The sequence below is a fragment of the Paraconexibacter sp. genome (assembly GCF_041602235.1).
GTDB lineage: Bacteria > Actinomycetota > Thermoleophilia > Solirubrobacterales > Solirubrobacteraceae > Paraconexibacter.
Map to the genome: position 1 here is coordinate 1 of NZ_JBFIGP010000206.1, position 7136 is coordinate 7136.

At 72.4% G+C, this 7136-nt stretch carries 9 protein-coding genes; 4 read left to right on the plus strand and 5 right to left on the minus strand.

Going from position 1 to position 7136, the window contains the following annotated elements; translation table 11 throughout:
- The first annotated feature begins 142 nt into the window (after positions 1-142).
- Positions 143-325, plus strand: a complete 183-nt coding sequence (locus ABYE80_RS14870) for a hypothetical protein (protein ID WP_372791070.1) — start codon at positions 143-145, stop codon at positions 323-325.
- 15 nt (positions 326-340) lie between these two features.
- On the opposite strand, the gene ABYE80_RS14875 is transcribed toward ABYE80_RS14870, so the two are convergent.
- Entirely contained in the window at positions 341-829 is a 489-nt protein-coding gene (locus ABYE80_RS14875) for a spore germination protein GerW family protein (RefSeq protein WP_372791071.1), read from the minus strand.
- A 10-nt stretch (positions 830-839) separates the two neighbouring features.
- On the minus strand, positions 840-1013 hold the full coding sequence (locus ABYE80_RS14880) for a rubredoxin (protein WP_372791072.1): 174 nt from the start codon (positions 1011-1013) through the stop codon (positions 840-842).
- Between the two features lie 37 nt (positions 1014-1050).
- Here ABYE80_RS14880 and ABYE80_RS14885 point away from each other — a divergent pair, with 37 nt between their 5' ends.
- Both ABYE80_RS14885 and ABYE80_RS14890 read left to right on the plus strand, forming a co-directional pair.
- Positions 1051-1680, plus strand: coding sequence for an NUDIX domain-containing protein (locus ABYE80_RS14885; RefSeq protein WP_372791073.1), 630 nt, complete (start codon positions 1051-1053; stop codon positions 1678-1680).
- Between the two features lie 54 nt (positions 1681-1734).
- Positions 1735-2754 carry an NAD-dependent epimerase/dehydratase family protein gene (locus ABYE80_RS14890; RefSeq protein ID WP_372791074.1) on the plus strand — a complete coding sequence of 340 codons (1020 nt, stop codon included), beginning with the start codon at positions 1735-1737 and terminating at the stop codon, positions 2752-2754.
- Between the two features lie 84 nt (positions 2755-2838).
- On the opposite strand, the gene ABYE80_RS14895 is transcribed toward ABYE80_RS14890, so the two are convergent.
- Together ABYE80_RS14895 and ABYE80_RS14900 are read right to left on the minus strand one after the other, a co-directional pair.
- Positions 2839-3885: an SCP2 sterol-binding domain-containing protein gene (locus ABYE80_RS14895; protein WP_372791075.1), complete on the minus strand. Its 1047-nt coding sequence runs from the start codon at positions 3883-3885 to the stop codon at positions 2839-2841.
- Positions 3886-4020: 135 nt separating this feature from the next.
- Entirely contained in the window at positions 4021-5211 is a 1191-nt protein-coding gene (locus ABYE80_RS14900; RefSeq protein WP_372791076.1) for an acetyl-CoA C-acyltransferase, read from the minus strand.
- Positions 5212-5421: 210 nt separating this feature from the next.
- On the opposite strand from ABYE80_RS14900, the gene ABYE80_RS14905 reads away from it, so the two are divergent.
- Complete coding sequence (locus ABYE80_RS14905; RefSeq protein ID WP_372791077.1) at positions 5422-6843, plus strand: gamma-aminobutyraldehyde dehydrogenase; 1422 nt, start codon at positions 5422-5424, stop codon at positions 6841-6843.
- Here ABYE80_RS14905 and ABYE80_RS14910 read toward each other — a convergent pair.
- A partial coding sequence (locus tag ABYE80_RS14910) for a cation transporting ATPase C-terminal domain-containing protein (protein ID WP_372791078.1) occupies positions 6840-7136 on the minus strand: 297 nt, incomplete at its 5' end. The two genes, ABYE80_RS14905 and ABYE80_RS14910, sit on opposite strands and share 4 nt — an antisense overlap.

Consider the following 7136-nt stretch of genomic DNA (forward strand, 5'->3'; position numbering starts at 1 on the left):
CGGTCCTCCGGCGGGGGCTGGTCATCGCGCGATGATCCTCCAGGCCGCTTAACGGGCACTTGGCACGCGACCGGACCCCCCGTTCGGAGGGTTGGACCGTGTGGCGGTTGCGTCCTGCGGCGTCGCGCGTACGCTCGGTTCCATGGAGCACGACGACAGCGCGGACCGCCCGCTTCCGATCCGCGACCCCTTCCACCAGGAGGTCCGGCTGCTGCTCGCGCCGCGCGCGAACCCGGCGCTCCGGCCAGGCCCGCGCGGGAATCCGCCGCTGGACCCACGGGCGGTCGCCCGTGCCGCACGGCTGCTGAACAGCATCGTCCGCTGAGCGGTCGGGCGCCCGTCAGTCGGTTCCGCGGCGCAGCATCGCGGCGGCGGCCCCGCGCCGGGTCCGCGATCGGCGGTCGTTCCCCGCGCGCAGGGCACGTGCGGCCGCGTATCCCGTCATGAGGGTCGCGGCGCCTGAGGCCAGCGCCCGCGCCGCGCGCGCCCGGCCCTGCGGGTCGGGAATCGCCTCGTAGCGCGTCGCGCCGTCCGGCCCGACGGTGATGAAGCCGATCGGATGCGCGTCCACGAAGCCCCCACCGCCGCCGCCACCGGCCTCGGGATCGTCCGGCGTGGCGTCGTCGCCCGGTCCGAAGCCGTAGCCCAGACCCCCCGCCGCCCACACGCGAGCGACAGGGATGACGGTGGTTCCCTCGGCGCGTACGGGGTCCCCGAAGCACAGCTTCGACCCGTCGATCCGCGTGACCATGCGGCGCAGCGTCGAGAGGCCGCGCGGCTTGCCGCGGCCGGGGCGAAGACGACGTTCAGCTCCGTCCTTCTTCGCCATGCCGAGGTGCTCAGCCCTCGTAGGGCGTGAAGTCCTTCTTGCGGGCACCGCACACCGGGCAGAACCAGGTGTCCGGGATGTCCGCGAACGCGGTCCCGGCGGGGATGCCGCCGTCGGGGTCGCCCTCCGCCGGGTCGTAGATGTAGCCACAGGACTCGCAGATCCATTGAGTGGTGTCGCTCATTGGCCCCACCCTACCCATCAACGGGTAGGCTGGCTTCGTGGAGATCGACACGCCGCCCCCCGGAGAAGAGCTCAACGACGGTGAGATCACGGAGCCGCGCCAGGCCGCGTCCGTGATCCTCGTGCGAGGCGGCGACGAGGCACTCGAGCTCCTGCTGGTCAAGCGCACCGAGAAGGCGCGTTTCATGGGTGGCGTCTGGGTGTTTCCCGGCGGCGCGGTCGACGCGCACGAGGGTGACGGCGACGCCGCCCACCGGCTCGCGGCCGTTCGCGAACTCGAGGAGGAGGCGGCCGTCAGCGGCGTCGATCCCGAGAGCGTCGTGAAGTTCTCGCGGTGGATCACCCCCCGTGAGGTCAAGGTCCGGTTCGACACCCATTTCTTCCTCGCCCCCGCCCCGCACGGCGTCGAGCCGTGTGTGGACGGCGAGGAGTGCGTCGACCTCGGCTGGTTCAGCCCGCAGGACGCGCTGCAGGCCCACCAGGACGGGCGCATCCTGCTGGTGTTCCCGACCATCAAGCACCTCGAGCAGCTGTCGGTGTTCGCGACCGCGCACGAGCTCCTGGAGTACGCGACGGGACGTGACGTCGTGGCGGTGGAGCCGCGCGTCGTGCTCAGCGGCGAGACCGCTCGCGTGCTCCTGCCCGGCGAGCCCGGCTACGACGACTGACGCGGGGGTAGGCTCATCGCCCGGGGGTCCGTCCCCGCAGCGAGAGGAGCCGCGATGCCGCCGTCCGCAGGTCTGACCGTCGCCGTCACCGGACCGACCGGTGAGATCGGCAAACCGTTCATCAGGGCGCTCGAGGACTGCGAGGAGGTCGCGCGGATCGTCGGGATGGCCCGTCGCCCGTTCGATCCGACCGAGCACGGGTGGACCCGCACCGAGTACCGGCAGGGCGACGTCCTCGACGCGGACGCGGTCGCCGGACTGGTCGCCGACGCGGACGTCGTGGTCCACCTCGCCTTCATCATCCAGGCCTCCGGCGACTCCCGCGAGGTCAACCTCCGCGGCTCGCGCAACGTCTTCACGGCGACCGCGGCCGCCGGGGTCCCGCGCCTGGTCTACGCCTCGTCGGTCGCCGCCTACGGGTTCCACGACGATGCGCCCGAACTGCTCACCGAGGACGTTCCGACCCGCGGCACCGACCGCCACCCCTACTCGGCCCAGAAGGCCGAGGTCGAGGAGGCGCTCGCCGAGGATCTCGCGGGGTCGCCCACCCAGGCGTGGGTCTTCCGGCCCTGCATCGTCGCCGGCCCGGAGGCGACGCTGCTCGTCGACATGATCCCCGGCATCGGGCTGGGCGACCGGCTCCCCGGTGCGGTCCGTGCGCTCTTCGACCAGGTGCCGGTCCTCAAGCCGGTGCTGCCCGACCCCGGCCTGCCCTTCCAGCTCGTGCACCACGACGATGTCGCCGAGGCGCTCGTCGCGGCGGTGCTCGGTCGCGGTGAGCCCGGTGTCTACAACCTCGCCGGTCCCGGCGTCTGCGGTGTGGGCGACATCGCCGCTGCCCTCGGCTGGTACAGCGTCCCGATCCCTGAGCTCGCGGTCGATGCGACCGCGGAGATCGTCGCGCGACTTCCGTTCCTCCCCCCGGAGGCCCACTGGATCGAGGCGTTCCGCCAGCCCGTCCTCATGGACAGCACGCGGGCGCGGTCCCTCCTGGGGTGGGCGCCGAAGCACGACGCGCAGGAGACGCTGCGGGCCACCGTCGCCGCGGCGCGACCGAGGCTGGCGCCGGGATAGGGGCGCGCGCGGACGGAGGTCCGGTGCGACGGGGGCGGTGCGGGGCGCTCGCCCGGGCGGGTCGCCCGGGCGGGACGGGGCGGTTCAGGCGTCCGACGGCGGGGTGTCGCGCGGAGGCTCGGGCGCGTCGGACTCGGCGGGCTCGGCGGGCGCGGGCTCGGCGGACGCGGGCTCGACGGCTTCGGGCTCGGCGGCGTCAGGCTCGGCGGGCGCGGGCTCGGCGGCTTCGGGCTCGACGGCTTCGGGCTCGACGGCTTCAGGCTCGGCGGACGCGGGCTCGGACGGCGCGGACTCGGCGGGTGGCTCCCCCGCCTCGACCTCCGGCTCGGCGGGCGCCGGCTCCGACTCGGCCTCCGTCTGCGACGCGGCCTCGGCCGGGACCGGCGCGGCCGGCTCCGGCGACTCGGCGACGACCTGCTCCGGGGCCTGGGCGACGACCTCCTCCACCCCAGGAGCGGACGCGAGAACCTCCTCGACGCTCGGGGCGGCGTCGACGATCGCTTCGGCCGCGGGCGCGGCCTGCACGATCTCCTCGGCCGCGGGCGCCTGCTCGAGCACCTCGTCGGCGGCGGGGACCTCGTCCACGACCGCCTCGACCTCGGCGACGGTCGCGTCGGCCTCGGCAGCGATGCTCTCCGCGGAGGGGGCCGGTGCCTCTCCTGCAGAAACTGTCTCCACAGGTGCCACAGCCTCCGGCTGCTCCGCAGGCTCGGGTTCGGCGGGTGCCTCGGTCACGCGGCCGCCGTTCTCGACCACGGCCTTGTACTGGTCGACCAGCGCGGGCGCCAGCGGGACGAGCCGCAGGATGCGCTCGATGTCGCCGGTGGCCCGCATCGTGCCCTTGGACAGGGCGACGGTCGGGTTGAGCTCGCCGCTGAACCAGCCGTGCGCGGTGTCGCCGTCCAGCCGGACGATGACGTCGGGGTTGAGCTTCGACGATCCGACCGCCACCACGCCGGGCTCGCCCGCCTTCGCCCGCACCGTGATCTGGACCGTGGGGTCCTTCACCTGCAGGCGGACGATCCCGTCGAGCTTCTGCAGCTTCCCGTAGAGGTCCGGATCGGTGACGGCGTCCTGGAAGAGACCGCCGAGGACGGCGCTCGCCTCCTCGGGCGTGGCGAACTGGGGCATGCAGGAAACCTAGCTCAGGGGTGGGGCAACCGGCGATGCGGTCCGGCAGGGCGGCCGCGAGCGCCGGCTCCCCCGAGCCTCGGCACCCGCGGCGATACGCCACGTCGATCCGGTGGCCCGACCGTTCGGGCAGGTCTAGCCGCGCCCGAGCAGCAGCGCGATCCCCTGGCCGCCACCGATGCACAGCGACACCAGGCCGAACTCGTGGTCGCCGCGCTCCATCTCGTCCAGGCACTTCGCGGTGATGACGGTGCCCGACGCGCCGATCGGGTGCCCGAGGGCGATCGCGCCCCCGTTGGGGTTGACGCGCGGATCCTCGTCGTCCAGGCCCAGTTCGATCATCACGGCCAGGGACTGCGCCGCGAACGCCTCGTTGAGCTCGATGACGCCGACCTGGTCGAGTGACACGCCCGTGCGATCCAGGACCTTGTTGATCGCCGGCACCGGACCGATGCCCATGATCTTGGGATCCACGCCGCAGGTCGCGTACCCGAGGATGCGGGCCCGCACCGGCGCACCGAGATCCTTGGCGCGCTCGGCGTCCATGAGGACGACGGCCGCTCCCGCGTCGTTCATGCCGGAGGCGTTGCCGGCGGTCACCGTGCCACCGTCACCCTTGGCGAACGCGGGCCGCAGCTTCGCCATGGCCTCGAGCGACGCGTCGTGGCGGATGTGCTCGTCGGTGACGAAGTCGACCATCTCGCGCTTCACCTTCACCGGCACGGGGACGATCTGTCCCTCGAAGCGCCCGGCCTTCTGCGCCTCGCTGGCCTTGCGGTGCGAGGCGACGGCGAAGGCGTCCTGACGCTCGCGCGTGATCGCGTGCTTCTCCGCGAGGTTCTCGGCGGTGACGCCCATGAGGATCTCGTTGAAGGGGTCGGTCAGGCCGCCCATCACCGGGTCGGTCATGGAGGTCGGGCCCATCTTCGCGCCCCAGCGGGCGTTGTCGACCCAGTAGGGGCCGCGGCTCATGGACTCGGCGCCTCCGGCGAGCGCGACGTCCGCGTCACCGGTCTGGATCGCCTGCGTGGCGGAGACGATCGACTGCACGCCGGTGCCGCAGAGGCGGTTCACCGTGTACGCCGGGGTCTCCTTCGGGATGCCGGCCTGCACGCCCACCACGCGCGCCATGTACATGTCGGCCGGCTGCGTGTGGATGACGTTGCCGAACACGACGTGCTGCACGTCACCGGGGCTGATGCCGGCCCGCTCGATCGCGCCCTTCGCGGCGATCGTGCCGAGGTCGGTCGGCGCCACGTCCTTCAGGCTCTTGCCGTAGCCGCCGACGGCGGTCCGGGCAGCGGAGGAGATCACCACGTTGGTCATGCGCGACACCTTATGGGTCGCACGCGAAGCCCGGCGCCCCGCCCCCGGGGCTCGGGGACGCCCGATTCCCGACCCATCCCCGGGGCCCCACGCACGCCGAGCGGGCCCGAACGTCCCGGGGACCCGTGCACCTCGACGTACGAGACCGCGCTCCGGCGTGCGCCGAAGCGGACATTCCAGACGCCACCGTGGCGCTGGTAGCGTCGCTCCATGCTCCAGAACTTCATCGGTGGCAAGAGCGTCGCGACGAGCGGCGACGGCTCCCACGACGTCCACAACGCCGCGACCGGCGCGGTCCTCGACCAGATGGGGATCTCCTCGTCGCAGGACGTCGACGCCGCGGTGCAGGCGGCGCGCGCGGGCTTTGCGGAGTGGGGCCAGGCGACGCCCTCGGAGCGCAGCCTCGCGCTGCTGAAGATCGCCGACGAGATCGAGTCCCGCGCCGAGGAGCTGGCGCGCATCGAGACCGAGAACACGGGCAAGCCGCTGGCGCTCGTGCTCAGCGAGGAGGTGCCGCCGGCGGTCGACCAGATCCGCTTCTTCGCCGGCGCCGCGCGCCACCTGCAGGGACTCTCCACCGGGGAGTACATGGCGGGCCACACCTCGTCGATCCGCCGCGAGCCGATCGGCGTCTGCGCGGGCATCACCCCCTGGAACTACCCGTTCATGATGGCCATCTGGAAGTTCGCCCCTGCCCTCGCGGCGGGCAACGCCCTCGTCCTGAAGCCCTCCGAGAACACGCCGACGTCCACCCTCTGGATGGCGGAGCTCATGCAGAAGCACCTGCCGGAGGGCGTCTTCAACGTCGTCCTGGGCAAGGGCGCGACCGGTGAGGACCTCGTCCGTCACGAGGGCGTCGACATGGTCTCGATCACCGGCAGCGTCCGGGCCGGGAAGGCGGTCGCGGCAGCGGCCGCGGACTCGCTCAAGCGCGTGCACCTCGAGCTCGGCGGCAAGGCCCCGGTCATCGTCTTCGACGACGCGGACGTCGAGGCGGCCGCGGAGATGATCGCCGGCACCGGCTACTTCAACGCCGGGCAGGACTGCACGGCGGCGACGCGCGTGATCGCCGGTCCCGGCATCCACGACGCGTTCGTCGACGCGCTGACCGAGCAGGCCAAGGGCACCGCCTACGGTGACCCCCTGGACGAGAACACCTACATGGGTCCCGTCATCAGCCAGGTGCAGCGCGAGCGCGTCTCCGGGTTCATCGAGCGCGCCCCCGCGCACGCCCGGGTGACGACCGGCGGCAACCCCGCCGACGGGGAGGGCTACTTCTACGAGCCCACGGTCGTGACCGGCCTGGAGCAGACCGACGAGATGATCCAGGACGAGATCTTCGGCCCCGTCATCACCGTGCAGCGCGCGAGCGACGAGGCGCAGGCCCTGGCCTGGGCCAACGGCGTGAAGTACGGGCTGGCCTCCAGCGTCTGGACCAAGGACCACGGCAGGGCGATGCGGATGGCCAAGCACCTGGACTTCGGGTGCGTGTGGATCAACACGCACATCCCGCTCGTCGCCGAGATGCCGCACGGGGGCTTCAAGCAGTCCGGCTACGGCAAGGACCTGTCGGCCTACGGCTTCGAGGACTACACGCGCATCAAGCACGTGATGAGCAACATCGAGGACTAGCGGAGCGCCGCGGGGGACACTGCCGCCCGGCGGCTGCGCACCGTCTTCTCGATCCCGACGATCCCCCACGCCACCAGCGCGAGGACGAGGATCCGCGCCCAGTCCTCCAGGCCGATCGAGGCGCTGCCGAACAGCTCGTGCATCGGCGCCGCGTAGGTGAACAGCATCTGCAGCACGATCGTGACGGTCACGCCGACCGTCACCCACGCGTTGCTGAACACCCCGATGCGGAACATCGAGCGCTGCAACGAGCGGCAGTTGAACAGGTAGAACAGCTCGATCATCACGAAGAC